The sequence below is a fragment of the Aerophototrophica crusticola genome, assembly GCF_012913305.1.
In the GTDB taxonomy this organism is placed as follows: Bacteria; Pseudomonadota; Alphaproteobacteria; order Azospirillales; family Azospirillaceae; genus Niveispirillum; species Niveispirillum crusticola.
In genome coordinates, this window is sequence record NZ_CP051775.1 from 15802 (window position 1) to 41643 (window position 25842).

At 68.7% G+C, this 25842-nt stretch carries 30 protein-coding genes; 25 read left to right on the forward strand and 5 right to left on the reverse strand.

Going from position 1 to position 25842, the window contains the following annotated elements:
* Positions 1-35: 35 nt before the first annotated feature.
* From folD to HHL28_RS00095, 3 genes are read left to right on the forward strand one after another with little or no spacing between them, the layout of a single operon-like run.
* Positions 36-968, forward strand: coding sequence for a bifunctional methylenetetrahydrofolate dehydrogenase/methenyltetrahydrofolate cyclohydrolase FolD (gene folD, locus HHL28_RS00090; RefSeq protein ID WP_075770610.1), 933 nt, complete (start codon positions 36-38; stop codon positions 966-968).
* Positions 965-1243: a magnesium transporter CorA family protein gene (locus HHL28_RS18080; protein WP_404326131.1), complete on the forward strand. Its 279-nt coding sequence runs from the start codon at positions 965-967 to the stop codon at positions 1241-1243. Before folD ends, HHL28_RS18080 begins: the two co-directional genes overlap by 4 nt.
* 20 nt (positions 1244-1263) lie before the next feature.
* On the forward strand, positions 1264-2010 hold the full coding sequence (locus HHL28_RS00095; RefSeq protein WP_404326133.1) for a CorA family divalent cation transporter: 747 nt from the start codon (positions 1264-1266) through the stop codon (positions 2008-2010).
* Positions 2011-2091: 81 nt separating this feature from the next.
* Here HHL28_RS00095 and HHL28_RS00100 read toward each other — a convergent pair whose 3' ends face one another.
* Positions 2092-3450, reverse strand: a complete 1359-nt coding sequence (locus tag HHL28_RS00100) for an esterase-like activity of phytase family protein (RefSeq protein ID WP_075770612.1) — start codon at positions 3448-3450, stop codon at positions 2092-2094.
* A 150-nt stretch (positions 3451-3600) separates the two neighbouring features.
* On the opposite strand from HHL28_RS00100, the gene HHL28_RS00105 reads away from it, so the two are divergent.
* The 6 genes from HHL28_RS00105 to hslU all read left to right on the forward strand — a co-directional run bounded on the left by HHL28_RS00105 (position 3601) and on the right by hslU (position 8960).
* Positions 3601-4302 (forward strand): NnrU family protein, encoded by a 702-nt coding sequence (locus HHL28_RS00105; RefSeq protein ID WP_075770613.1) that lies wholly within the window; start codon positions 3601-3603, stop codon positions 4300-4302.
* 178 nt (positions 4303-4480) lie between these two features.
* A complete protein-coding gene (locus tag HHL28_RS00110) occupies positions 4481-4882 on the forward strand; it encodes a hypothetical protein (protein ID WP_169654475.1) in 402 nt (133 codons plus the stop codon).
* A 107-nt stretch (positions 4883-4989) separates the two neighbouring features.
* Positions 4990-5226 (forward strand): HigA family addiction module antitoxin, encoded by a 237-nt coding sequence (locus tag HHL28_RS00115; protein WP_404326135.1) that lies wholly within the window; start codon positions 4990-4992, stop codon positions 5224-5226.
* Positions 5227-5298: 72 nt separating this feature from the next.
* On the forward strand, positions 5299-6999 hold the full coding sequence (locus tag HHL28_RS00120; RefSeq protein WP_075770615.1) for an acyl-CoA dehydrogenase family protein: 1701 nt from the start codon (positions 5299-5301) through the stop codon (positions 6997-6999).
* 79 nt (positions 7000-7078) lie between these two features.
* Entirely contained in the window at positions 7079-7639 is a 561-nt protein-coding gene (gene hslV, locus HHL28_RS00125; RefSeq protein ID WP_075770616.1) for an ATP-dependent protease subunit HslV, read from the forward strand.
* 4 nt (positions 7640-7643) lie between these two features.
* Positions 7644-8960 carry an ATP-dependent protease ATPase subunit HslU gene (hslU, locus tag HHL28_RS00130; protein WP_075770617.1) on the forward strand — a complete coding sequence of 439 codons (1317 nt, stop codon included), beginning with the start codon at positions 7644-7646 and terminating at the stop codon, positions 8958-8960.
* A 180-nt stretch (positions 8961-9140) separates the two neighbouring features.
* Here the strand turns inward: hslU and ugpQ are convergent, their stop codons facing one another.
* The 3 genes from ugpQ to HHL28_RS00145 form a co-directional block, all read right to left on the reverse strand.
* The gene (ugpQ, locus tag HHL28_RS00135) at positions 9141-10013 is read right to left on the reverse strand and encodes a glycerophosphodiester phosphodiesterase (RefSeq protein ID WP_404326138.1); all 873 of its coding nucleotides are present in this window, start codon (positions 10011-10013) and stop codon (positions 9141-9143) included.
* On the reverse strand, positions 10010-10435 hold the full coding sequence (locus HHL28_RS00140; RefSeq protein ID WP_075770618.1) for a hypothetical protein: 426 nt from the start codon (positions 10433-10435) through the stop codon (positions 10010-10012). Before HHL28_RS00140 ends, ugpQ begins: the two co-directional genes overlap by 4 nt.
* A 185-nt stretch (positions 10436-10620) precedes the next feature.
* Complete coding sequence (locus HHL28_RS00145; RefSeq protein ID WP_075770619.1) at positions 10621-11031, reverse strand: bactofilin family protein; 411 nt, start codon at positions 11029-11031, stop codon at positions 10621-10623.
* A 385-nt stretch (positions 11032-11416) separates the two neighbouring features.
* Between HHL28_RS00145 and HHL28_RS00150 the strand changes: the two genes are divergently transcribed.
* The 15 genes from HHL28_RS00150 to HHL28_RS00220 all read left to right on the forward strand — a co-directional run bounded on the left by HHL28_RS00150 (position 11417) and on the right by HHL28_RS00220 (position 24410).
* Positions 11417-12589: an aspartate aminotransferase family protein gene (locus HHL28_RS00150; protein ID WP_075770678.1), complete on the forward strand. Its 1173-nt coding sequence runs from the start codon at positions 11417-11419 to the stop codon at positions 12587-12589.
* Positions 12586-13503, forward strand: a complete 918-nt coding sequence (argF, locus tag HHL28_RS00155) for an ornithine carbamoyltransferase (RefSeq protein ID WP_075770620.1) — start codon at positions 12586-12588, stop codon at positions 13501-13503. Before HHL28_RS00150 ends, argF begins: the two co-directional genes overlap by 4 nt.
* Positions 13500-14477, forward strand: a complete 978-nt coding sequence (hslO, locus tag HHL28_RS00160) for an Hsp33 family molecular chaperone HslO (RefSeq protein WP_075770621.1) — start codon at positions 13500-13502, stop codon at positions 14475-14477. Before argF ends, hslO begins: the two co-directional genes overlap by 4 nt.
* Positions 14478-14605: 128 nt before the next feature.
* Positions 14606-14920 carry a hypothetical protein gene (locus tag HHL28_RS00165; protein ID WP_075770622.1) on the forward strand — a complete coding sequence of 105 codons (315 nt, stop codon included), beginning with the start codon at positions 14606-14608 and terminating at the stop codon, positions 14918-14920.
* A 327-nt stretch (positions 14921-15247) separates the two neighbouring features.
* Positions 15248-17533 carry a TonB-dependent receptor gene (locus tag HHL28_RS00170; RefSeq protein WP_075770623.1) on the forward strand — a complete coding sequence of 762 codons (2286 nt, stop codon included), beginning with the start codon at positions 15248-15250 and terminating at the stop codon, positions 17531-17533.
* 287 nt (positions 17534-17820) lie between these two features.
* Positions 17821-18648, forward strand: a complete 828-nt coding sequence (locus HHL28_RS00175) for an urease accessory protein UreD (protein ID WP_404326142.1) — start codon at positions 17821-17823, stop codon at positions 18646-18648.
* 52 nt (positions 18649-18700) lie between these two features.
* Entirely contained in the window at positions 18701-18961 is a 261-nt protein-coding gene (locus tag HHL28_RS00180) for an urease subunit gamma (RefSeq protein ID WP_404326970.1), read from the forward strand.
* Between the two features lie 11 nt (positions 18962-18972).
* Entirely contained in the window at positions 18973-19293 is a 321-nt protein-coding gene (locus HHL28_RS00185) for an urease subunit beta (protein WP_075770626.1), read from the forward strand.
* A 3-nt stretch (positions 19294-19296) separates the two neighbouring features.
* Positions 19297-21009: an urease subunit alpha gene (gene ureC, locus HHL28_RS00190; protein WP_169654477.1), complete on the forward strand. Its 1713-nt coding sequence runs from the start codon at positions 19297-19299 to the stop codon at positions 21007-21009.
* A gap of 57 nt (positions 21010-21066) precedes the next feature.
* Positions 21067-21267, forward strand: coding sequence for a type II toxin-antitoxin system VapB family antitoxin (locus HHL28_RS00195; protein WP_075770628.1), 201 nt, complete (start codon positions 21067-21069; stop codon positions 21265-21267).
* The gene (locus tag HHL28_RS00200) at positions 21264-21635 is read left to right on the forward strand and encodes a type II toxin-antitoxin system VapC family toxin (protein WP_075770629.1); all 372 of its coding nucleotides are present in this window, start codon (positions 21264-21266) and stop codon (positions 21633-21635) included. Before HHL28_RS00195 ends, HHL28_RS00200 begins: the two co-directional genes overlap by 4 nt.
* The gene (ureE, locus tag HHL28_RS00205; RefSeq protein WP_075770630.1) at positions 21635-22126 is read left to right on the forward strand and encodes an urease accessory protein UreE; all 492 of its coding nucleotides are present in this window, start codon (positions 21635-21637) and stop codon (positions 22124-22126) included. Before HHL28_RS00200 ends, ureE begins: the two co-directional genes overlap by 1 nt.
* Complete coding sequence (locus tag HHL28_RS00210) at positions 22116-22796, forward strand: urease accessory protein UreF (protein ID WP_075770679.1); 681 nt, start codon at positions 22116-22118, stop codon at positions 22794-22796. The genes ureE and HHL28_RS00210 overlap by 11 nt, the downstream gene beginning before the upstream one ends.
* Entirely contained in the window at positions 22793-23458 is a 666-nt protein-coding gene (ureG, locus tag HHL28_RS00215; RefSeq protein WP_075770631.1) for an urease accessory protein UreG, read from the forward strand. The genes HHL28_RS00210 and ureG overlap by 4 nt, the downstream gene beginning before the upstream one ends.
* Before the next feature lie 19 nt (positions 23459-23477).
* Positions 23478-24410: a LysR family transcriptional regulator gene (locus HHL28_RS00220; RefSeq protein ID WP_075770632.1), complete on the forward strand. Its 933-nt coding sequence runs from the start codon at positions 23478-23480 to the stop codon at positions 24408-24410.
* A gap of 373 nt (positions 24411-24783) precedes the next feature.
* Here HHL28_RS00220 and uraD read toward each other — a convergent pair whose 3' ends face one another.
* Positions 24784-25293: a 2-oxo-4-hydroxy-4-carboxy-5-ureidoimidazoline decarboxylase gene (gene uraD, locus HHL28_RS00225; protein ID WP_075770633.1), complete on the reverse strand. Its 510-nt coding sequence runs from the start codon at positions 25291-25293 to the stop codon at positions 24784-24786.
* 180 nt (positions 25294-25473) lie between these two features.
* Between uraD and uraH the strand changes: the two genes are divergently transcribed.
* Positions 25474-25827 (forward strand): hydroxyisourate hydrolase, encoded by a 354-nt coding sequence (gene uraH, locus HHL28_RS00230; protein ID WP_075770634.1) that lies wholly within the window; start codon positions 25474-25476, stop codon positions 25825-25827.
* Positions 25828-25842: the final 15 nt, after the last annotated feature.

Genomic DNA, 25842 nt, shown 5'->3' on the forward strand with positions numbered 1-25842 from the left:
GGGCCGTTCGCAACGGGGCTTGGGGACCGGGTTTCATGTCTGAGGCGCGCATCATCGACGGCAAGGCCTTCGCGGCCGACCTTCGAGGCAAGATTGCGGAGGGGGTGGCGGATGTCCGCGCCCGCCACGCGCTGGTTCCCGGGCTGGCCGTGGTGCTGGTAGGGGAGGACCCGGCCAGCCAGGTCTACGTCCGCAACAAGGGGGAGCAGACCCGGGAAGCCGGCATGCACTCCGTCACCCACCGGCTGCCGGCGGACACCACGCAGGATGCGCTGCTGCGGCTGGTGGACCAGCTGAACCATGACCCCAGCATCCACGGCATCCTGGTGCAGCTGCCCCTGCCTGCGCACATCGACAGCGCCGCCGTGCTGGCCGCCATCGACCCGGCGAAGGACGTGGACGGGTTCCACGTGGTGAACGCGGGCCGCCTGGCCGTGGGCCTGCCCGCCCTGGTGCCCTGCACGCCGCTGGGCTGCCTGATGCTGCTGAAGGACACGGTGGGCAGTCTGCGCGGCCTGCATGCCGTGGTGGTCGGCCGGTCCAACATCGTCGGCAAGCCCATGGCGCAGTTGCTGCTCCAGGCCGATTGCACCGTGACCGTGGCCCACAGCCGCACGGTCGACCTGGCGGAGACCTGCCGCCGCGCGGACATCCTGGTGGCCGCCGTGGGCCGGCCGGAGATGGTGCGCGGCGACTGGATTAAGGAAGGGGCCGTGGTCATCGACGTGGGCATCAACCGCGTGCCCGCCCGCGACCCCGCGGCGGCTGCCGCGGGCAAGACCCGGCTGGTGGGCGACGTGGCCTTCGAGGAGGCCAAGGCATTCGCCGGGGCCATCACCCCGGTGCCGGGCGGGGTGGGCCCCATGACCATCGCCTGCCTGCTGCTGAATACCCTGACGGCGGCCTGCCGCAGCCGCGGGCTGGAACTGCCGCCCATGGTCACCACGGCCCGCGGGACGCCCGTTTGATCACGGCCTATGTCCGACAGGGCGACCGGCTGGCCGCCTTCGCGTTGGAACCCGGCGCGCCCTTGCCGGAGGGCACCCTCTGGCTGGACGTGCTGCGGCCGGCGGAGGCGGAGCGGGGCGTGCTGGGCACCGCGCTCGGCATCGATCTGCCCACCAAGGAGGACATGAGCGAGATTGAGGCCTCCAGCCGCCTGTACCTGGAGGGGGAGGCCGCCTTCCTCACCACCCCCGTCATCAGCCGGGGGAGACGGGGCGGCTGGACCTCGGCCTGCTGACCTTCATCCTGACGCCGGCCGTGCTGGTCACGGTGCGCCACACGGAGCCGCTCTGGCTCTCCATCTACGCGGCGCGCACCCTGCGCCACCCGAACCTGGCCCCCACCCCGGTGGACGCCATGCTGGGCCTGCTGGAAGCGGTGGTGGACCGGGCGGCGGACGTGCTGGAGATGGTGGGCACCGACCTGGATCACCTCTCCACCCAGATCTTCGCCGAGGCGACGGAGGTGGAGGCCGGCGTGCTGGAGGCCGGGCGCCGCGGCGACAAGCGGCGCCAGGTGGTGCGCAAGGCCAAGCGAAGGAAGGCCCAGTCGGACCAGCTCCGCAGCGTCATCACCGCCGTGGGCCGGGCGGGCGACCTGGTGCAGAAGGTGCGGGACTGCCTGGCCGGGCTGGAACGGCTCTGCGCCTTCGCCACCACCGTGGCGGGGCCGCGCATGGCCAAGGAACAGAAGGTCCGGCTGAAGACCCTGGCCCGCGACGTCCATTCCCTGGTGGAGCATGCGGGCTTCCAGGCCATGCAGGGCAGCTTCCTGCTGGATGCCACGCTGGGCCTGATCAACATCCAGCAGACCACCATCATCAAGATCTTCTCGGTGGCCGCCGTCGCCTTCCTGCCGCCCACCCTGGTGGCCAGCCTGTACGGCATGAACTTCCACCACATGCCGGAACTGGACTGGCAGTTGGGCTACCCGCTGGCCCTGCTGCTGATGGTCGTCGCCGCGGTGGTGCCGCTGCTGTACTTCAAGAAACGTGGTTGGTTGTGATTCGTAGGTCGGATTAGCGGCGAAGCCGCGTAATCCGACGTCACCCTTGCCAGCCGTCGGATTACGCTCCGCTAATCCGACCTACTTCAACCCCTCCACCCGCAGCACCACGAACTCCGTGTCGTCGGCCCGGTCCAGGAAGCGGCCGGCGGAGAAGGGGAAGTTGTTGTCGTTGGCCACCAGGACGCGCCCGTCGGGCAGCAGGGCCGCGCTCTCGATGGTGACGAAGGGCATGCCGTAACGGCCCTCGGCCCCGCCCTGCTTCGCCAAGCCCTTGGGGTCGGCGATGGCCAGCAGGTCGATGTAGCCCTCCTTGGCCACCGCGGCACCGGCGGCCCCTTCCGGTGGGCGGGTGACCAGGTAGAGTCGCTTGAACCGGGCCGGGCGCTCGAAGCAGGTGGGGCCGGGCTGGCCGGCGGGGCAGGCGCGGGCGGCATCCCCCTCCCCACTGTCCCGTTCAAGCACCAGGGCGCGGCGCTCGTCCACCCAGGTGGCCTCCGCCACCGTGTTCCCGTCGGCTTCCAGCGGGTAGGTCCAGCCCTCGCCCGTCCAGCGCTTGTCCACCGTGTCATAGACCATCCAGCGCAGCCGCGGCTTGCCGTCGGCCCAGCGCTCCGCCGTGCCTTCCTTCCAGACCGGTCCCTCCATCAAGGCATAGAGCTTGCGCCCGTCGGGGCCCGCCATCAGCGACTCGAACCCGCGGGACCGGCCCACCTCGAAGGCCAGGGGCTGGTCGGGGGTGCCGGGCAGGCGCAAGGCCGGGTGGTCCGGGGACCGGACGGGCTTGCCGTCCACCTCCGTCTCCACCGGCTCCTGCAACCGCCCCTGCCGGTCGAAGCGCAGCAGGAAGGGGCCGAACTCGTCCGACACCCAGAACCCGTCCGGCGTGACCACCAGGCTTTCCGGGTCTATGTCGGCGCCGGTCAGGTACCGGCGCTCCGTCCCCTCCAGCGTGATCGGCCAGGGGAAGCGGCGGTCCGGGTCGGACAGCCACAGGGTCTCCACCCGCTCCGCCTTGCCGCCGCCGAAGTCCAGCCGGAACCGGTGCAGCCCCAGCAGCGCGTCGGCGGAGTTGCCCTTGGCCCCATAGCCATTGTCCGCCAGGCCCCACACCGTCCCGTCCGCCGCGGCGCGGAGGGAGGACACGCCCTGCACCGGCTGTCCCTTCACCGGCAGGTCGATGCCCGTGGGCCGGCCGGATGGGCCGGGGCTGGTGCGGCCCTGGATCTTGCCGGGCTCATCCACCCGCCTGCCGCCGGGACCGGTGAACTTGCCCGACAGGGCCAGGGCGGGGGGCGCGTCCGGCGGCGGAGGCACCAGCGTGTTGGCGGGAAGCACCGCCTGCCCCTCCAAGATGGCGGGCAGCAGGGTGTTGGCATCGGCCAGCGCGGGCGCGGTCCCTAGCGACAAGAGGGCGGCGGCAAGTCTCAGGGCGCGCATGGGCGGGGGCTCCGTCTTGCGGGTCGGGGCCGCAGTGTGACGGACACGCGGCACCCCTCCAACCCTTTCCCCAACCGGCGATGGCCCTGGGGTGTTGCCGCGGGCCGTGGCTCGGGCATGATGGGCCCCGGATGATCGGGAGCAAGAAGCATGGTCGGCACCATCTGGGGCCTGGCGCTGGCGGGGGCGTTCCTGCTGGCCAGCCATTTCGGCATTTCCAGCACAAGGCTGCGCCCGGCCGTGGTGGACCGGCTGGGGGAGGGGCCGTATCGCGGCCTCTATTCCCTGGTGGCGGCCGGCGCCTTCGCCTGGTTCGTCTGGGCCTATGAGACGGCACCCTATGCCCCGGTCTGGGACTGGCAACCCTGGCAGGCCTGGGTGCCGGCGGTGCTGATGCCCTTGGCCCTGCTGCTGGTGGTGGGCGGCCTGACCACCCGCAACCCCACCTCCGTCGGCCAGGAAAAGGCCCTGACCTCGGCCGAGCCCGCACAGGGCGTGCTGCGCATCACCCGCCACCCCTTCCTGTGGGGCGTGGGGCTGTGGGCCCTGTCGCACCTGGTGCCCAATGGCGATCTGGGCGGCCTGCTGTTCTTCGGCACCCTGGCCGCCCTGGGCATCGTCGGCGCCCTGTTGCTGGACGCCAAGAAACGGGCCGGCGGTGGGCTGGACTGGGAACGGTTCGAGCTGACCACCGGCTTCGTCCCCTTCAGCGCCATCCTGGCCGGCAAGCAGAGCCTGGCCCGGGCGGCGGGGGAGTTCGGCCTGTGGCGGCTGGTCGTGGTCGTGGTGCTCTACGGCGCCCTGCTGCACCTGCACCCCTGGCTGTTCGGCGTGCCGGCGATCCCGGGGTGAAACAGGATTTGGGAGTTGACATTAGAGAAATGTTTATGGTTTGTTCGGCGCTTGCCGATTGCATTTAGAATGGAGTCTCGCAGTGTTTATGGCTAATCAAATTAGATCTGACACAATTAAAAATTTGAAACCGGGAACTGTTTTTGCAAAAAGAGTGTCTTCGGGATTTAAACTGTTCATGAGAGCTGTCGAAATTGGCGAGGAAGGAACTGAGACACATTGCATAATCATGTTAGACGGGGAGATGTCTAATGGGAATCAATATTTCCCACTCAGCCAAACGAGAAATGATCCAGTCATATATTATCCAGATGCGTTTATTGAATTCTCGGTATTTGGTGAAAAATGGAAAATGGCAACAGATAGCTTTAGATACTCCTTTGACGTGATTTTGAGTGACGGGAGTGCGTATTTTGTTTTTGGTTATGGAATGGGCGAGATCGGTCATTTGAATATCAGCACTGGAGTTATTGATTTTTCGGAAAAGATCATTGCCAATGTCACGAGGGAATACAAAATTCTGAGCCAAAACCCGGGTGATGCCGAGCCAACGATTCTATTCGAACGGAAAGATCAATGATTCCTAGTCTGAATCATGGTGCCGCGGGGCTTAATCTCCGTGCCACCGACAAATGTCCCCCGATCCATCCCGGCGAAATCCTAGCTGATGATCTTGAAGCCATAGGCATGAGTGCCTGGAAGTTCGCGGGGCACATCGGCGTGCCCCCAACAGCCATCTCGGGCCTCCTCAAAGGCAAACGCCGGGTGGATGGAGCCATGGCCCTCCGCCTCGGCCGCGTCTTCGGGACCAGCTCCGAATACTGGGAACGGCTCCAGGCCAACTATGAGCGCAAGGTCGCGCTGGCGGAACTGGGGCCGAAGCTGGACGCGATCACGCCGTTGGTGGACAGTCCCGCCGCCTGATCCCATCGCCCGGCTTCCTTCCCCGCGGCCTTCCTGCCATGCTCCCGGCAAAACACCGGGAGGATTGAGGTTATGGCGGAGAGCGCTGCCGATTACGCGCCCACGGCCCGCGGCACCAACCTGTTCGAGACGGACACCAACCTGATCCGCCTGCTGGAACGGCGGGCGCCGGAGGTGCTGGAGCGGCATGAGGAGCGGCTGGCCGACTTCGGTGCCTGGGCCGGCGGGCCCCTGGACGCCCAGGCCGAATACACAGACCGCTTCGCGAACCCGAAGCTGGACCCCTACGGCCCAAATGGCGAGCGGACGGGCCGCGTCGTTTTCAACAGCGACTACCTGGCCTGCCATGCGGAGGCGTACCGGCGCGGCGCCGTCGGGCTTCCTTACCTGCCCGGGGGCGACGGCAGCCACCTGCCCTGCTTCACCATGGGCTATTTGCTGTCCCACAGCGACATCGCGATCCACTGCCCGGTGACCATGACCGGGGCGGTGGCCTATGTGCTGGACAGGCTGGCCCCCAACGACGTCCGCGCCCGCTACCTGCCCGAGCTGACCCGCATGGACGGCAAGGCCCTGTCTGGCGGCACCTGGGCGACCGAACTCCACGGCGGCTCCGACGTGGGCGCCACGACGACGACGGCCGAGCGGCGCAATGACGGCTTCCGCCTGCACGGGCTGAAGTGGTTCACCAGCAACGCCGGCTCCGGCCTGGCCCTTGCCACGGCGCGGCCGGAAGGTGGGGATGGCGGCGGGCGGGGCCTGGGCTGCTATCTGGTGCCCAGCCATTTGGACGACGGCACCCCCAACCATTACCGTCCCCGCCGACTGAAGGAGAAGGCGGGCACCCGCGGCCTCGCTACGGCCGAGCTGGACCTGAACGGCGCCTGGTGCGTGGAGGTGGCGGGGGCGCCCGACGGGCTGAAGGTGATGATGGCGGCGCTGGAGTACAGCCGCATCCACAATGCCGTGGGCAGTGCGGGGATGCACCGCCGCGCCTTCCTGGAATCCGCGGGCTGGGCCACCCACCGGTCCGCCTTCGGCCAGCCCATCCGCCGCTACCCCATGGTGCAGGACCAGCTTCTCGACATGCAGATGGAGCTGGAGGCGGGCACCGCCCTGGCCTTCGAATCGGCCCTGGCTTTCGATGCCAGCCTGTCGGACGAGGGCGCCCATGACTGGCTGCGCCTCGCCACGGCACTGGCCAAGTACCGCACGGCGGAGCAGTGCGTGAAGGCCTGCCGCCAAGCGGTGGAGATCGTCGGCGGCAACGGCTACACGGAGGAATACCCTACCGCGCGCCTGTACCGGGACTGTTTGGTCACCGCCGTGTGGGAAGGCCCGGCCAACATCCAGGCGCTGGAACTGCTGCGCCTCGTGGCCGGCAAGCGGGCGGGGGACCAAGTGTTCCTGGCCCGCGTCGGCACAATCCTGTCCGACCTGCCCCCGGCCGCCCAGGAGCCGGCGGCGGAAGATGTCTCCGCGATCCTGGAAGGGGCGGTGGAGGAATGCAGGGCGGCGCTTTCCTACCTGCGCCAGCGCCCGGAGGAAGGGCCGCGCCATGGCCGCCGCCTGCTGGACCTGATGGCCGACACCCTGGCCGCGGCGCTGCTGTGTGAGGAGGCGGTGTACGACCTTGCCCTGGGTGACCGGCGCAAATGGCTGGTGGCCAGCCGCTTCACCCGCAAGGTGCTGGGCCGCGCCGACCCGATCACCGCGGACATCGACCCGGCGAACGCCGAGTTCGACGCCGTGCTGGCCTATGAGGCGGTGTGACGGGGGGCCGCGTCCCCCGTCAGCTTGATCCCCCTGGCGCCTCCCCACATACCCTGCATCGCATCCCGACAAGGTTCCCATGAGCTACCCGCACCAGCCCCACGACCCCATCCAGTGGCACGGCACCACCATCATCTGCGTCCGCAAGGGCGGGCAGGTGGTCATCGCCGGCGACGGCCAGGTCTCCATGGGGCAGACCGTGATGAAGTCCAACGCCAAGAAGGTGCGCCGCCTGGCCGGTGGGTCCGTGATGGCCGGCTTCGCCGGCGCCACCGCCGACGCCTTCGCCCTGTTCGAGCGGCTGGAGGCCAAGCTGGAGCAGCATCCGGGCCAGCTAACCCGCGCGGCGGTGGAGATGGCGAAGGACTGGCGCACCGACCGGTACCTGCGCCGGCTGGAGGCCATGATGGCCGTGGCCGACCGCGACGTCTCCCTGGTCATCACCGGCAACGGCGACGTGCTGGAGCCGGAGGACGGCATCATCGCCATCGGCTCCGGCGGCAACTACGCCCTGGCCGCCGCCCGGGCGCTGGCCGACCGCGAGGACATGGACGCCGAGGCCATCGCCCGCAAGGCCATGAAGATCGCCGCGGACATCTGCGTCTACACGAACAACTCCCTGACGTTGGAAAAGATCTGAGCCCATGACGGCCTTCTCCCCCCGCGAGATCGTCTCCGAACTCGACCGCTTCATCGTCGGCCAGCAGGACGCCAAGCGCGCCGTGGCCATCGCGCTGCGCAACCGCTGGCGCCGGCAGCAGCTCCAGAGCCCCCTGAAGGAGGAGGTGCTGCCCAAGAACATCCTGATGATCGGCCCCACCGGCGTCGGCAAGACGGAGATCGCCCGGCGCCTTGCCAAGCTGGCGGCGGCCCCCTTCCTGAAGGTGGAGGCGACCAAGTTCACCGAGGTCGGCTATGTGGGCCGCGACGTGGAGCAGATCGTCCGCGACCTGGTGGAGATCGCCATCGGCCTGACCAAGGAGAAGCTCCGCAAGGAGGTGGCGGGCAAGGCCGAGCTGCGGGCGGAGGACCGGGTGCTGGACGCCCTGTGCGGCACCGACAGCCGGCCAGAGACGCGGGCCAAGTTCCGCAAGATGCTGCGGGAAGGCACGCTGAACGACAAGGAGATCGAGGTCCAGGTGGCGGACAGCGCCGTGCCTGGGCTGCCGACCTTCGACATACCGGGCATGCCCGGCTCCCAGATGGGCATGGTCAACCTTGGCGACATTTTCGGCAAGGCGCTCGGTGGCGGCCGGACCAAGACACGCCGCATGACCGTGGCGGAGAGCTACGACGTGCTGATGGCGGAGGAGTCGGACAAGCTGCTGGACCAGGAAAAGGTGGTGGCGGAGGCGATCCACACCACCGAGCAGTCCGGCATCGTCTTCCTGGATGAAATCGACAAGATCACCGCCCGCTCGGAGCACCGGGGCGGGGCCGACGTCAGCCGTGAGGGCGTGCAGCGCGACCTGCTCCCCCTGATCGAGGGCACTACGGTCAACACCAAGCATGGCCCGGTGAAGACCGACCACATCCTGTTCATCGCGTCCGGCGCCTTCCACATCGCCAAGCCCAGCGACCTGCTGCCGGAGTTGCAGGGCCGCCTGCCCATCCGGGTCAACCTCCAGCCCCTGACCCGCGACGACTTCCGCCGCATCCTGACGGAGCCGGAGGCGTCGCTGATCAAGCAGTACGTGGCCCTGATGAAGACGGAAGAGGTGGAGCTGGTCTTCACCGACGACAGCATCGACGAGCTGGCCACCCTGGCGGCGGAGATCAACCGGACGGTGGAGAACATCGGCGCCCGCCGCCTGCACACGGTGCTGGAGCGCCTGCTGGAGGAGATCAGCTTCAGCGCCACCGAGAAGGGCGGCCAGACCATCACCATCGACGCGGCCTATGTCCGCGCCCAGCTCCAGGGCCTGGCGCAGAACACCGACCTGAGCAAGTTCATCCTGTAGTGCCGGGCGCCGTCCGTGGGACAAGATTTTCACGGACGGCACGGACATGCCACGGATATCCACGGACGGGAAGAATTGCCTTCGGCATGATGCCGCTCCACCCGAGCGCCGCAGGCAGCCTTATTTTGTCCGTGCTGTCCGTGGAGTGTCCGTGCCGTCCGTGAAAACGGGCCCCACGCCTCACACCCTCGCCTTCACCAGCGCCTCCGGCGTGTCGGTGAACACGCCCGTCACGCCCCAGCCCAGCACTTCCTTGGCCGCCGCCGGGTTGTTGACGGTGTAGGCCAGCACGGGCCGGCCGGTGGCGCGGTACTCGGCGATGGTCTGCGCCGTCTCCCGCCTTGCATTCACGTGGATGGTGGCGGCGCCCAGCGCGTCGGCCTGGGCGGCCCAGTCGGCGGGGCGGCGGTCCACCAGGTAGCCGATGGGCCAGGCGGGCACCACTTGGCGGGCCATGGAGAGTGCTAGCGGGTCGAAGCTGCTGACCAGGGGCGGGGGCCGGTCCTGGGGCCAGATGCCCAGGGCCATGGACAGGGCGATGCCCGCCGTCTCCTCCGCCCGGCCGGGGCAGGGCTTGATCTCTAGGTTGATGCCCAGGCCCAATTCCAGGCACAGCTCCAGCGTCTCCGACAGGGCGGCCACCCGCTCCCCCTTGAAGGCGGGGTGGAACCAGCCGCCGGCATCCAGCTTGCGCAGCTCCTCGAAGCTGCGGGCCGATACGGGGCCCTTGGCGTCCGTGGTGCGGTCCAGCCGGTCGTCATGCATCAGGATCGGCACGCCGTCGGCGGACAGCTTGACGTCCACCTCCACCCAACTGGCGCCCTGGGCCGCCGCCACGCGGATGGAAACCAGCGTGTTCTCCGGCGCGTGCTTGGCGGCACCACGGTGGCCGATGATGCGGGGCAGGGCCAGCTCGGCGGATGGGCCCGGCGCTGATGCCGGCAACGGGGCCGGGGCGCCAGGGGGTGCGTCCGCCGGCGGTGGGGCGGCGCCCGTCTGGCCGGGGGCGCGGGGCTTGGACAGGGCCGGGAGGACCCGGTGCAGGAACCTCACTCCAGCCCCATGCTCTTGGCCATGGTCAGGACCTCCCGGCAGGGCTCCAGCCACATGCGGTACAGGGGGCTGTCCTGGGCCAGCACCTCGGTGGCTTGGCTGCGGGCCGTCTCCAGCTCCTTCTCCACCGCCGCGGGCTCGGGCCCGTTCCGCTGGGCGGCCTGGAAGGCGACGGAGCGGTAGGCGCGGGCGCGACCCTCGATGTTGGGGGCCGTGTCCGGCTCCACCCGCTTGGCATGCTGGGCCAGGGCCTCATGCAGCCCGCCGCAACGGGCGGCAGAGATGCTCAACAGCTTCCACTGGGCCGGGGGCACGTCGGGCAGGACGTTGTCCGAGGGGGCCGGTTGGGCCTGGGCTTGGGCCAGGGCGGGCAGCGGGGTGAAGGCAAGCAGGCAGGCGGTCACGAGGGCAGTGCGTCGCATCGGGTGTCCTGGATGCTGCGGGTCCACAGGATTAAGGACCATACCCGAGGGAGGGGCAAAGGGCGATAGGGGGTGCGCAGCCTATCCGGTCGGGTGGGGCGCCTGTGCCGGCAAGCGTCGGCCGGACGGGGGCGTGTTCCCGACACGGGGTGCCAAACGGGAACTGCCACAGGATAGGGAAAGGGTTACTGCACCTTGCCCGTCTGCAAGGTACCGGTGACGCTGCCGCCGTCGGCGATGGCGATGCGGCCATAGCGGATGGTGCCGTCCACCTGGCCGGTCTCTCCCACGGACAGGGTGCCGGTGATCTCCAGCGTGCCGGTGGCGCGGCCGTTGACGCGCATGGTCTCCACCTTGGCGGTGCCCTCGAAGTGGCCGCCCTCGGCGATCTCCAGGATCTTGATCTCGGTCAGGGTCACGTCCACCAGCCGGCCGGCCACATGCAGCGTGTGGCAATGGCTGATCTTCGCCCCCTCGATCCGCGCCTCGGTGGAGATGGTGGTGATGCCGCCGGTGGAGGGGCCGGTGCTCACGGACTCTGCCGCACCGTTCAGGCCGGGGCGCTGGAAGGACCGCGGATCCAGGATGTCGCTCATCGGTACACGCTCTCCCCCTCGGCGCCGGCTCCCGACCGGGCCTCCCTCGTCAGGGTGATAGTGATACGGCGAACGGGTTAAATCCGCAACGCCTGTTGCCCCTTCCGGGGGCGGATGTCACGGAACCGGGGGAGCGTGGCGGTTCCCCGGATCTGGCTTCCGGTTCTTGGAAGCCCGGTCCGGCGACGACGGCCGCCGCGCGGGCCCCCCTCGCGCAAAGCATGGGCGCCCGGCGCTTGAGGGAACTGCCTAGGACCCCAGGGCACGGGTGCGTTGCGGTCCCCCGCGTTGACAGGGGGCGCCGCAGCGCACAATCTCCGTCCTTTCCTGCGGATTTTCGAAGGATTTGCGCCGCGGGAACAGGCTTTTGAAGGAGTACGGTCCGGTGATCCCTGTCGTGATGCCCACCTATGCCCGCATCGACGTGGTGTTCGAGCGGGGCGAAGGCGCGTATCTGTGGGATACCACGGGCCGACGATTCCTGGACTTCACCAGCGGCATCGCGGTGAACGCCCTCGGCCACGCGCATCCTTACCTGGTGCAGAAGCTGACCGAGCAGGCGCACAAGCTCTGGCACACCAGCAACCTGTTCCGGGTGGCGGGGCAGGAAAGCCTGGCCAAGCGGCTGACGGAGCTGACCTTCGCCGACACGGTGTTCTTCACCAACTCGGGCGTGGAAGCGTGGGAATGCGCGGTCAAGGTGGTGCGCAAGTACCAGCATGACACCGGCCATCCGGAGAAGACCCGCTTCATCGTCGCCGGCGGCGCCTTCCACGGGCGCAGCACCACGGCCATCGCTGCCGCCAAGTCGGAAAAGATGGTGGGCGGCTTCGGCCCCCTGCTGGACGCCTTCGACCAGGTGGCGTTCGACAATCTGAATGAGCTGCGCGCCGCCATCACGCCCCAGACCGCCGCCATCATGGTGGAGCCCATCCTGGGCGAGGGCGGCATCCGCCCGGCCAGCGTGGAATATTTGCGCGCCCTGCGGGAGACGGCGGACGAGTTCGGCCTGTTGCTGGTGTTCGATGAGATCCAGTCGGGCGTGGGCCGCACCGGCAGGCTGTTCGCCCATGAATGGGCAGGCATCACCCCAGACGTGATGCCCATCGCCAAGGGCATCGGCGGCGGCTTCCCCGTAGGCGCCTGCCTGGCGACGGAGAAGGCGGCCGTGGGCATGGTCCCCGGCACCCATGGCAGCACCTTCGGCGGCAACCCCCTGGCCATGGCCGTGGGCAACGCCGTGCTGGACGTGGTCACCGCCCCCGGCTTCCTGGAGCAGGTGCAGGCCACCGGCGCCAAGCTGGAGGCAGCGCTGAAGGGGCTGGTGGAACGGCACCCGGGCGTGCTGGCGGAGGCCCGCGGCAAGGGCCTGATGCTGGGGCTGAAGTGCGTCACCCCCAACGCGGAGCTGGTGACCCGGCTGCGCGACAACGGCCTGCTGGTGGTCGCCGCCGCCGACAACGTCATCCGCGTCCTGCCGCCCCTGACCATCGGCGACGCGGAGATCGCGGAGGCCGTCTCCATCATCGACAAGACCTGCCGGGAGGTGCTGGCATGAGCCCGGCAAAGAAGGTTCGCCATTTCCTGGACATCCACCAGCATGACACCGCGGCCCTCCGCGGCATGCTGGACCACGCGGCGGTGCTGAAGCGGTCGAAGGGCCACGCGAAGCCCTTCGCCGGCAAGACCCTGGCCCTGATCTTCGAGAAGCCCAGCACCCGCACCCGGGTCAGCTTCGAGGTGGGCATGCGCCAGCTGGGCGGGGAGGTGGTCACCCTCACCGGCAAGGAGATCCAGCTCGGCCATGGGGAGACCATCGCCGACACGGGCCGCGTGCTGTCGCGCTTCGTGGACGTGATCATGCTGCGCACGGACGACGAGGCGAAGCTGCACGAGCTGGCGTCCTGCGCCACGGTGCCGGTGATCAACGGCCTGACGGATGTCAGCCACCCCTGCCAGATCATGGCCGACATCCTGACCTTCGAGGAGCGGAAGGGCTCCATCGAGGGCAAGGTGGTCTGCTGGTCCGGCGACGCCAACAATGTCTGCCAGAGCTGGATCCACGCGGCGGTGCGCTTCGACTTCGAGCTGCGCATCGCCTGCCCGGACGAGCTGCGCCCCACCGACGCGACCCTGGACTGGGTCCGGGCGGAGGGCAAGGGCAAGGTCATCGTCTCCACCGACGCCGCCGCCATGGCCAGGGGCGCGGACGCCATCGTGACCGACACCTGGGTCAGCATGCACCACGCGGACGGGGAGCGGCGGCACAACCTGCTGAAACCCTACCAGGTCAACGAACAGTTGATGGCATTGGCGAAACCAGACGCCATATTCATGCACTGTCTCCCCGCCCACCGCGGCGAGGAGGTCTCTGCCTGTGTCATGGACGGGCCCCAGTCGGTCATCTGGGACGAGGCGGAGAACCGGATGCACGCCCAGAAGGGCATTTTGAGCTGGTGCCTGAATACATGACCAAGAGCAACGGAGCGGCGGGCGCCCCCCGCCGCGACACCGATCCCGTCATCGCCAACGTCGACGTCGTCCTCCCCTTCCAGCTTGAACAGTCCGGCTTCCGCGGCCGGCTGGTCCGGCTCGGGCCGGGGCTGGACGAGATCCTGAACCGCCATGCCTACCCGGCGCCGGTGGCCCAGCTGCTGGCGGAGACCATCGTGCACGCGGCTGCCCTGGCCGCGAACCTGAAGTATGACGGCATCTTCACCCTCCAGACCAAGGGCGACGGGCCGGTGGCCTATACGGTGGCGGACGTGACCAGCGTCGGCGACCTGCGCGGCTATGCCCGGTTCGACGGCGACCGGTTGACGGAGCAGCAGTCCCACAAGGGCTTCCTGCCGGACCTGGGCTCCCTCCTGGGCAGCGGCTACTTGGCCTTCACCGTGGACCAGGGGGAGCACACCGAGCGCTACCAGGGCATCGTGGAGCTGCGCGGCAGCGGCCTGTCCGACGCGGTGCGCCACTATTTCCGCCAGTCGGAACAGGTGGCCACGGGCATCAAGGCCATGGCCGGCAAGGATGCGGACGGCAAGTGGGTCGGCGGCGCCGTCCTGCTGCAGGCCCTGCCGCCCGACGACGTGGCCCTGGCCGCCGACCACCAGGCCGGCAGCCGGGAAGAGGACTGGAACCGCGCCATGATCCTGCTGGACACGGTGACGGAGAAGGAACTGCTGGACAGGACCCTGCCCGCCGACGTGCTGGCCTACCGCCTGTTCCATGAGGAAGGGCTGCGCCTGTTCGACCGGCGGGAACTGCGCCCGGGCTGCCGCTGCTCCCGCGAGCGGGTGGTGAACGCGCTCCAGTCCATCCGGCGGGAGGAGCTGGACGACATGCGCGTGGACGGCAAGGTCGTGGTCACCTGCGAGTTCTGCAACAGCGCCTACGCCTTCGACGACGCGGACCTGGACACGGTCTATGGCGGTGCGGCGTTCTGATATCGCGACTTTCGAATTCGAAAGTAGGTCGGATTAGCAGCCCCCCGGCCGCGTAATCCGACGGCGATTCCTGTTGGTCGTCGGATTACGCTACGCTAATCCGACCTACGATGGGAGCTTGACGGGCCATGGACACGATCACTGACGCGCGGCGGCAGGCCGGGATGGAGTTGCAGGCCCTGGCGGAGGAGTTCGAGGGCAGCGACGAATCCGCCTTCCGCCGTTCCCGCATCGCCTGCTGGGTGGTGACGGCCGCGGCCGGCCTGATCGCCCTGGTCTTCCTGCTGGCGGCGGCGGATTGGCGCTATGTGCTGCTGCTGTGGTTCACCGTCAGCGCCCTGTCCTGGCTGACCTACTTCCTGTCCGTCCGCCGCCAGCGGGCCCAGACCGCCCGGCTGCGGGACATGGCGAACCGCTGGCTGGGCGTGAAGCCGGTGGTCTGAGGCGAGGCGTCCCCCATGCTACATGAGCACAATCAGGGGGTGATGCGGAAATGCCAGCCCCGTCTGCAAAGGATTTGTTGAGACAGTTTCTCAAGCGTTGGAAAGTTGCCAACCCGAACCGTCCCCCGTATCGTCCCGTTCGGAAACTTGGCCGCCACCTTTTCGGATAATGCGCGGCCGGGTCTCCCAACCAGGGGTCCGTCCGGCCTGTCACAGGGCCGCGGACAGGGGCGCGGCCAACCGTTTCGTCCCCACAAATCCTGAATACACAGGGATGATCGGCAGCCGGCGTCATCGTTCGAACCAAAATCGGAACGGGGTCGCCTCATGAGTATGGGTACGGGTTCGCTGGCCAGGCTTCTGCTGGCCGGCAGCGCAGTGGTGGGCCTGACGGCCGCCACCACGTCCGCCGCGCACGCGCAGCAGCCGACGCAACAGGCGGCCGTGCTGGAAGAGATCATCGTCACCGCCACCAAACGGGCGGAAAACCTGCAGGAGGTGCCGGTATCCGTCGGCACCGTCGCCCCGGACAAGCTGGAAGCGGTCATGTCCGCCGGCGTGGACCTGCTGGCCCTGTCGGGCTCTGTCCCCAGCCTCTACGCGGAGTCCACCTTCGCCCGCACCTTCCCGCGCTTCTACATCCGCGGCCTGGGCAACAGCGACTTCGACCTGAACTCCACCCAGCCGGTGGGCGTGGTGCTGGACGAGGTAGTGCAGGAAAACCCGCTGCTGCGCGGCTTCCCGCTGTTCGACATCGCCCGGGTAGAGGTGCTGCGCGGGCCCCAGGGCACCCTGTTCGGCCGCAACACCCCGGCGGGCACCATCAGCTTCATCTCAAACAAGCCGTCGGAGAAGACGGAGGCCTACTTCAACGCCTCCTACGGCAAGTACAACACGCTGGAGACGGAGGGCGCGGTGGGCGGAGCCGTGATCGACGGCGTGCTGTCCGCCCGCCTGTCCCTGCTGTATGAGCGCCGGGACGACTTCGTGGACAACACCTTCACCGGCGAGGACGACGCGCTGGGCGGCTACAACGAGGCGGCGGCCCGGCTACAGTTCCTGTACGACAAGGGCGGCCCGCTGACGGCCCTGTTCAACGTCCATGCCCGCGACCTGGACGGCACGGCCCGTATCTTCCGCGCCAACATCATCCAGCGCGGCAGCAACGACCTGGTGCCCGGCTTCCGGCGGAACCAGGTGTTCCAGAACGGCCAGAACGACCTGGACGTCAGCAGCCGCGGCGGCAGCCTGCGGGTGGAGTATGATCTCGGCTCCGTCCTGCTGACCTCCATCACCGGGTACGAGACGGTGGAGGTCTATACCCGCGGCGACATCGACGGCGGCGTCTCCGGCACCGGGCCGGGCTTCATCCCGTTCGACAGCGAGACAGCGGACGAGATCCCCGACCACGCGCAATGGACACAGGAAGTCCGCCTGACCAGCCAGGGCAGTGGCCCGTTCCGTTGGCAGGCCGGCGTCTTTTATTTCAACGAGGACGTGGACGCTCGCGGCTATTCCTATGGCAACCCCACGGACCCGCGCGGGATCAGCCATTTCATCGACAGCAACCAGGAATCCACCAGCTGGGCTGTGTTCGGCCAAGCCAACTATGACATCACCGACCAGCTCACCCTCACGGGCGGCCTGCGGTACAATGATGACGAGAAGGACTACACCGTGTCCCGCACGGTGCGGCCGGGGGCCTTCGTCCCGGCCTCGGGCCCGGTGGGGACCCGGACCGGCGCCGCCTCCGTCTCCGGTGACCGCATCACCTGGGACGTCAGCCTGACCTACAAGGCGACGGACGACATCAACCTGTTCGGCCGCGTCGCCAGCGGCTACCGGGCGCCGTCCATCTCCGGCCGCGTGCTGTTCCCGGCCAACCTCACCGGCGGGGCCAGCCTGAACTCCGACATCAGCACGGCGTCGGCGGAAAAGATCATGTCCTATGAGGCGGGCGTGAAGTCCGACCTCTGGGGGAACAAGGCCCGCCTGAACCTCACCGGCTTCTATTCGGACATCAAGGACCAGCAGTTCGTCGCGGTAGGCGGGGCCACCAACGTGACCCGGCTGCTGAACGCCGACAAGGGCATCGCCTATGGCTTCGAAGCGGAGCTGGAGCTGCTGCCCGTCGACAACCTGCTGCTGACCGGCGGCCTATCCTACAACTACACGGAGATCGACGATCCCAACCTGCCGGTGGCGCCGTGCGGCGGCGGGTGCACCGTGACCGATCCCCTGTTTTCCGCCACCAGCACCAACGTGCGCATCGACGGCAACCCGTTCCCCAACGCGCCCAAGTGGCTGTTCACCGCCACGGCCCGCTATTCCATCCCCTTGGGCACGGGCGAGGCTTACATCTTCACGGACTGGAACTACCGCTCCAAGGTCAACTTCTTCCTGTACGAGTCGCGGGAGTTCCAGAGCGACAGCAAGATCGAGGGCGGCCTGAAGATCGGCTACCTGTCGGAGGGCGAGCGGTTCGGCTTCGCCGTGTTCGGCCGCAACATCACCAACGCCAAGGAACTGGAAGGCGCCATCGACTTCAACAACCTGACCGGCATCGTGACCGAGGCCCCGTTCTATGGGGTCGAGGTGACGGCGAAGTTCTGACGCCTGGTAGGTCGGATTAGGAGCCGCGAGGCTCCGTAATCCGACGCCGGCGGCCGCAAGGCCGTCGGATTACGCGCCGCCCGGCGCTAATCCGACCTACGAATCTGGAGGATGCGCATGCCCTGGACACGCTGGGCTAGCCGGTTCCGCGTCTGGTGGTCGGCACGGCCGGCCCACGGCCCCGCGGCCGTCGGGCTGGCGGAGTGCGGCGCGCCCCTGTTCGACCCCCCGCGCCGATGAGGGACGGGGAGAGCCCTGGCCTTCCCGGTCCCACCCGGTTGCAACGGGTGGACGGTGCCGCCCGCATCGCGTTCAAGGCGGCGCCGGGCGGGGCCACCGTCCTGGACGACCTCTACCAGCGCGCGCCGGCGCGGGTGCTGTTCCCCGACGTGGATGCGGGCGAGCCGCCCCAGGCCGTGCTGCTGACCACCAGCGGCGGCCTGACCGGGGGCGACCGCCTGTCCATCGACGCCGCCGTGGGCCCGGGCGGGGCGGCCATCTTCGCCACCCAGGCGGCGGAGAAGCTGTACAAGGCGCGGGATGGGGAGGGGGACACCCACGTCTCCGTCACGGTCACCGTCGGCCCCGGCGCCTGGGGAGAGTGGCTGGCGCAGGAGACGATCCTGTTCGACGGCGCCCGCCTGCGCCGCTCCCTCACCGCCGACCTCGCCCCCGACGCCCGGCTGCTGGCGACGGAGAGCGTGGTGCTGGGCCGCGCCATGCATGGGGAAAGCCTGCGGACGGGGTTCCTGCACGATTCCTGGCGGGTCAGGCGCGGTGGACGGCTGGTCTGGGCGGACGCGCTCTGCCTGTCCGGCGACATCCCCGGCCTGCTGGCCCAACCCTTCGGCTTCGGTGGGGCCATCGCCTGCGGCACCCTGCTCTATGCCGGGCCGGACGCGGCGGCCCACCTGGACAGGGCGCGGGACCTGCTGGCACCCTGCCTGGGCAATGACCTGAGGGGTGGGGCCACCTGCCTGGACGGGCTGCTCATCATCCGGCTGCTGGCGGACAGCGCCATCGCCCTGCGCCGGGGCACCATGGCCGTCGCGTCGGGCCTGCGCGCCGCGGCCGGGGGCCTGCCGGCCCGGCTGCCTCGGGTCTGGACCTGTTAGGGAGGACTGAATTGAACCTGACCCCCGCGAGAAGGACAAGCTGCTGGTGGCCATGGCCGCCATGGTGGCGCGGCGGCGCCTGGAACGGGGCGTGAAGCTGAACCACCCGGAGGCGGTGGCCCTGATCACCGACACGGTGGTGGAGGGCGCGCGGGATGGGCGCAGCGTGGCGGACCTGATGCAGGCGGGGGCGCAGGTGCTGACCCGCGACCAGGTGATGGAGGGGGTGGCGGAGATAATCCACGAAATCCAGGTGGAAGCCACCTTCCCCGACGGGACCAAGCTGGTCACCGTCCACCAGCCGATCCGCTGAGGGAGGGCGCCATGATCCCGGGCGAAATCATCACCGAAGACGGCGACATCACCCTCAACGCCGACCGGCAGGCCATCACCCTTACCGTCGCCAACACCGGCGACCGGCCGGTGCAGGTGGGCAGCCACTACCATTTCTTCGAGGTCAACCCGGCCCTGTCCTTCGACCGGGCCGCCGCCCGGGGCATGCGCCTGGACATCCCCGCCGGCACCGCCATCCGGTTCGAGCCGGGGCAGGAGCGCAGCGTCCAGCTGATCCCCTATGCCGGGTCCCGCCGCGTCATCGGCTTCCGCGGCGCGGTCATGGGCGACCTGGACACGAAAGGACCCTGAGCCATGCCGGTCAGCATCAGCCGCCGCGCCTATGCCGGCATGTACGGCCCCACCGTGGGCGACCGCATCCGCCTGGCCGACACCGACCTGCTGATAAGGGTGGAGAAGGACTTCACCGTGTATGGGGAGGAGGTGAAGTTCGGCGGCGGCAAGGTGATCCGCGACGGCATGGGGCAGGGCCAGCTCTCAAGGGCGGAGGGCACGCCGGACACGGTCATCACGAACGCGGTGATCCTGGACCATTGGGGCATCGTGAAGGCCGACCTCGCGATCACGGGCGGCCGGATCAGCGCCATCGGCAAGGCCGGCAACCCCGACACCCAGCCCGGCGTCACCATCCCCATCGGCCCAGGGACGGAGATCATCGCGGGGGAGGGGCGCATCCTCACCGCCGGCGGCATCGACGCCCACATCCACTTCATCTGCCCCCAGCAGATCGAGGAGGCGCTGAACGCCGGCATCACCACCATGCTGGGCGGCGGCACCGGCCCGGCCCACGGCACGCTCGCCACCACCTGCACCCCCGGGCCTTGGCACTTAGGAAAAATGCTCCAGGCGGCCGAGGCCTGGCCCATGAACATCGGCCTGTTCGGCAAGGGCAACGCCAGCCAGCCCAAGGCGCTGGAGGAGATGGTGCTGGCCGGCGCCTGCGGGCTGAAGCTGCATGAGGATTGGGGCACCACCCCGGCTGCCATCGATTGCTGCCTGTCCGTGGCGGACGCCCTGGACATCCAGGTGACGCTCCACACCGACACCCTGAATGAGAGCGGCTTCGTGGAGAGCACGATATCCGCCTTCAAGGGCCGCACCATCCACGCCTTCCATACCGAAGGGGCGGGCGGCGGCCACGCGCCGGACATCATCAAGGTGGCGGGCCTGCCCAACGTGCTGCCCAGCAGCACCAACCCCACCCGGCCCTACACGGTGAACACCCTGGATGAGCACCTGGACATGCTCATGGTGTGCCACCACCTGGACCCCCGCATCGCGGAGGACGTGGCCTTTGCCGAGAGCCGCATCCGCAAGGAGACCATCGCGGCGGAGGACATCCTCCACGACCTCGGCGCCTTCTCCATGATGTCCAGCGACAGCCAGGCCATGGGCAGGGTGGGGGAGACGGTGATCCGCTGCTGGCAGACCGCCCACAAGATGAAGGTGCAGCGCGGCCCCCTGGGTCAGGACGACAGCACCGCCGACAACTTCCGCGCCCGCCGCTACATCGCCAAATACACCATCAACCCCGCGATATCCCACGGCATCAGCCACCACGTAGGCAGCGTGGAGGTGGGCAAGCTGGCCGACCTGGTCCTCTGGTCCCCCGCCTTCTTCGCCGTGAAGCCGGACATGGTCATCAAGGGCGGCATGATCGCCGCCGCCCCCATGGGCGACCCCAACGCCAGCATCCCCACCCCCCAACCCGTCCACTACCGCCCCATGTTCGGCGCCTACGGCCGCGCCAACCTGGAAACATCGCTGCTCTTCGTCTCCCAAGCGTCGATCACCGAGGGTATTGGCCTGAGGTTGGGCCTCACCCGCCCCCTGGTGGCAGTGCAGAACACCCGCGGCGGCATCGGCAAGCACAGCATGGTCCTGAACGACGCGACCCCGGACATCGAGGTGGACCCGGAGACCTATGAGGTGAGGGCGGACGGGGAACTCCTGACCTGCGAGCCGGCCAAGGTGCTGCCGCTGGCGCAGCGGTATTTCCTATTTTGAGGCACGGTTTCGGTCATCTTTTGATGTAGTTATTGATGCCTACTAGCGGGGCCAACCATGCGAACGACCGTGACAATCGATGACGAGTTGTTGGCGAAGGCCAAGCGGTATGTCGACATCCAGGAAACCTCGGCCCTGTTGAACAAGGCTCTGAAGACGCTTGTCGAATTGGAGGCGTCCCGTCGACTGGCCCGGCTGGGAGGCAGTGATCCGGACCTTGTGGTCCCACCGAGACGTCGGCCGGATGATGACGAATGATCCTGGTCGACACGAACATCTGGGTGGACCATTTCCGAGACACCGACCCGTTGCTGGACTGCCTGCTCGGTAAGGGGATGGTGGGGACACACCCCTTCATCCTGGGTGAACTCGCCATGGGGAACTTCCGACGGCGTGCCACCATCTTCGATGAGTTGTCCAACCTTCCGGACGTGCGCGTCTGCCCGGACGAGGAGGTCATGGAGTTTATCGAGACCAGAAATCTCTTCGGTCGCGGGCTCCGTTTTGTCGACGCCCATATCCTGGCTGCCGTCAAACTCTGGCCTGGGACGTCGTTGTGGACACGGGATCGAAGGCTGCGCATGGCTGCAGAAGAACTTGGCGTCGCAGCCAAGGTGCTGAACTGATGACCACCCTTCCCCGCGCGACCGACATCCTCCCCGCCGGCTCCTGGGACCCGGGTACCGCCGCCGACCGGATCACCCTGGACTACGACTCCCGCCACCGCCGCCGGTTCCGGCTACGGGCGGCGTCTGGGTTGGAGTTCCTGTTGGACCTGCCGCGGGCGACGGCCTTGCGGCAGGGGGATGGGCTGCGGCTGGAGGATGGGCGGGTGGTGCTGGTGCAGGCGGCACCGGAGCCGCTGGTGGAGGTGACGGCGCGGGATGCCGCCACGCTGGTGCGGCTGGCGTGGCACCTGGGCAACCGGCATCTGCCGGCGCAGTTCGACGGGGACCGCATCCTGATCCGGGACGACCATGTGATCGTGCTGATGCTGCATGGGCTGGGGGCGATCGTCCGCCCGGTGCGCGCGCCCTTCGACCCGGAATCCGGCGCCTATGCCGGGGGCGGGCACCACCACCACGGCCATGGGCACGACCACTCCCATGGCCCCTGACGGCGCCCTTTACCGCCTGCTGGCATGGACCTCCCCCTCCTACCCGGTGGGGGCGTTCAGCTACAGCCACGGGCTGGAATGGGCCGTGGAAAGCGGGCAGGTGAGGGACGCGGCGGGCCTCGTGGACTATGTCGCCGCGGTGCTGGGGCGGGGCGGGGCCTGGGTGGACGCGGTGCTGTTCGCCGCCACCTGGCGGGCCGCGGCCAACCCGGGGGCGCTGGACGAGCTGGCCGACCTCGCCGCCGCCTTCCGCGCCTCCTCGGAGACGGCGTTGGAGGCGCGGCAGCAGGGGCAGGCGTTCCTGACCGTCACCGCGAAGGCCTGGCCGCATCCCTGGCTGGACGCCTTCGCCAAGCGCCGCGCGGGCTTACCCGTCGCCCACTGCACCGCCATGGCCCTGGCCTGCGCCGCCCATGGGGTGCCGCTGGAGCCGGCGCTCCATGCGTACCTGCACGGGGTCTCGGCCAATTTGGTCTCAGCCGGGGTGCGGCTGGTGCCGTTGGGGCAGACGGACGGGCAGATCGCCACCGCCCGCCTCGCCCCCGTGGTCGCCGCCGTCACGGAACGGGCCCTGGCCGCGGACATCGCCGACCTGGGCACGGCGGCGCCCGGCCTGGAACTCTGCTCCCTCGCCCACGAAACCCAGTATACGAGGCTGTTCCGCTCATGACCGCATCCCCTGGAAACGGCCCCCTGCGGGTGGGCATCGGCGGGCCCGTCGGGTCTGGCAAGACGGCGCTGACCGACCGTCTCTGCAAGCTGCTGCGCGGCCCCTATGACGTGGCCGCCATCACCAACGACATCTACACCAAGGAGGACGCGGAGTTCCTGACCCGCTCCGGTGCCCTGGTGCCCGACAGGATCATGGGCGTGGAGACCGGCGGCTGCCCGCACACCGCGATCCGGGAGGACGCGAGCATCAACCTGGCCGCCGTGGACCAGATGAGCGCCCGCTTCCCCGGGCTGGAACTGATCTTCATCGAGAGCGGCGGCGACAACCTTGCCGCCACCTTCAGCCCGGAGCTGGCGGACATCACCATCTACGTCATCGACGTGTCGGCCGGGGACAAGATCCCCCGCAAGGGCGGCCCCGGCATCACCCGGTCCGACCTGCTGGTGATCAACAAGATCGACCTGGCCCCGCTGGTGGGCGCCTCGCTGGAGGTGATGGACCGGGACGCGCGGAAGATGCGGGGCGAGCGGCCCTTCCTCTTCACCAACCTGAAAGAAAACAAGGGCGTGCATGAGATCGCCCGGTTTATCATCCGCACCGGCGGCCTGCCCGACCGGCCCCTGCCGGAGGTGGTCCCGGCGGCGGTGGGGACGGACTGACGAAGGCGAGGGGAGTGGGGTGCCCGATACCGACGACATGGCGATCTTCGCCCGGGTGGTGGAACTGGGCAGCCTGTCCGCGGCCGGGCGATCCCTGCGCATGTCCCCGGCCCTGGTCAGCAACCGCATCGCCCGGCTGGAGGGACAGTTGGGCGTGCGTCTGCTCAACCGCACCACCCGCCGGGTGGACTGCACGGCGGAGGGCGCCGGCTTCTATGAGCATTGCCGCGGAATCCTGGCCCAGCTTGAGCAGGCCCGCAGCGAGCTGGCGGAGCGCACCACCAAGCCCACCGGCCCCATCAAGGTGACGGTGCCCTGCGGCTTCGGCCGGATGTACGTGGCCCCGGCCATCCCGGCGTTCCTGGAGCGCTTCCCGGACCTTCAGGTGCGCCTGGACCTGACCGACCGGCTGGTGGATTTGATCGAGGAGCAGGTGGATTTGGCCATCCGCATCGCGGCGCTGGAGGACAGCACGGCCATCGCCCGCACCCTGGCCCCCAACCGCCGGGTCATCGTCGGCGCGCCCGCCTACCTGGACCGTCGCGGCCGGCCACGCACGCCAGAGGATCTGTTCGAGCACAACTGCCTGCTCCTGCGCTTCCCCGGCTCCCAGCAATACCGCTGGACCCTGGGCACGCCCGACGGGCCCGTCACCCTGCCCGTGTCCGGCACCATGGATGCCAGCAACGGGGAGGTCCTGCGCGACTGGTGCCTGGCCGGCCACGGCTTGGCGCTGAAATCCCTGTGGGAGGTCTGGCAGGACATCCGCGACGGAAGGCTGGAGGTGGTCCTGCCCGACCACCCGCCCCCCGGCCACTCCATCACCGCCCTATACCCCCACGGCCGTTACCTGCCGGTCCGCGTTCGCGTGCTGATCGACTTCCTGGTGGAGCTGTTCGGGCCGGTGCCGCCGTGGGAGCGGGAATGGGTGCTGCCGGCGGGGGGTGGCTGAGCGTCAACCCTCGTGCCGTTGCGCCAACTGAGCATCCTTTGAGGCGATATTCGCGATGGCCCGGTCCAGGGCATTGACCGCGTCACGGCTGCTCTCAGCATATCGGCGTGCCAACTCGGCAATGATGGGGCGTTTATCGAGTTTCGCGAGGATTGCACGTTCCTGTTGCATGCGGTCCCCCGTCTTATACCAAGCGCATGAGTTTCTGACTCATGCGCTTGGAGGCCGGCGACTGCCGGCCCGCGGGCCCATGCCCGCGTGAGCCAAGCCGCCGGATGGCGGCGCCCGGCGTTTGAGGGGCCGTTGATCGGTCACGATCAACGGCGGCTGGTATTAGACGTGTGTATGATGAGATGTCGGCAATGAGTAACTGTCAACCCACCAGATCCCGCAGCCGCAACAGCGCGATCCGCTCCACCTGGGCCAGGGCGGTGGCGAACTCCGTCTCAGCGTCGTTGTGGATGCGCGCCTCGAAAGCCTCCAGGATCTCGCCCCTGGTCTTCCCCTTCACGGCTAGGATGAAGGGGAAGCCGAACTTGGCGGTGTAGGCCCCGTTCAGTTCGGTGAAGCGGGCGAACTCTGCCGGGCTGCACTTGTCCAGGCCGGCGCTCGCCTGCTCGGCCGAGGACGCGGCGGTCAGTTCCCCCGCCATCGCCAGCCGCCCCGCCAGGTCCGGGTGGGCGCGCAGCAAGGCAAGCTGCCGTTCCCGCGGTGCCGCCCGCACCACGGCGGCCAACGCTTCGTGCAGGCCGTCGGCCGTGTCCCAAGCGCTCCGGTCGCCCCCGCCGGCCAGCGCCCCTTCCGCCACCCAGGGCGAATGTTCGAACACCCCGCCGAAGCGGGCGACGAAGGCGGCATCGTCCATCAGGGAAGGCTTTGTCATCGGGCGGGGCTCCACATCCTGTTGCCCCGATCTTGCTTGGCTTGCCCGGCCCTGTTCATGGCGAAATGCTTGAAAGTCTTTCAGCGGGCAAACCGGTGTGCGTTGCGGAAACGGGCTTGCTACCTTACCGGATCGGGCCGGAACCTGACCGGCAGCGAAGCCCATGACCAGGGAGCGGGGATGAGCGGGGATCGGCGGCTGACCACCCATGTGCTGGACCTGACCCATGGCACGCCCGCGGCGGGCCTGTCCATCACCCTGTTCGCGCTGGAAGGGGGGCGCCGCCGGGTGGCAAGTGCCGTCACCAACGCCGACGGCCGCTGCGACGGGCCTCTGCTGGCGGGCGATGCCTTCGCGTCAGGACTTTACGAGCTGGTCTTCGACGTGGGCCGTTACTTCAGGGACCAAGGCGTGCCGGGCCCCGCCTTCCTGGAGGAGGTGCCCATCCGCTTCGTGGCGGCGGAGGGGCGGCAGCACTACCATGTGCCGCTGCTGGTTTCGCCCTATGGCTATTCCACCTACCGCGGCAGCTAGGGAAGGGGCCGGGCC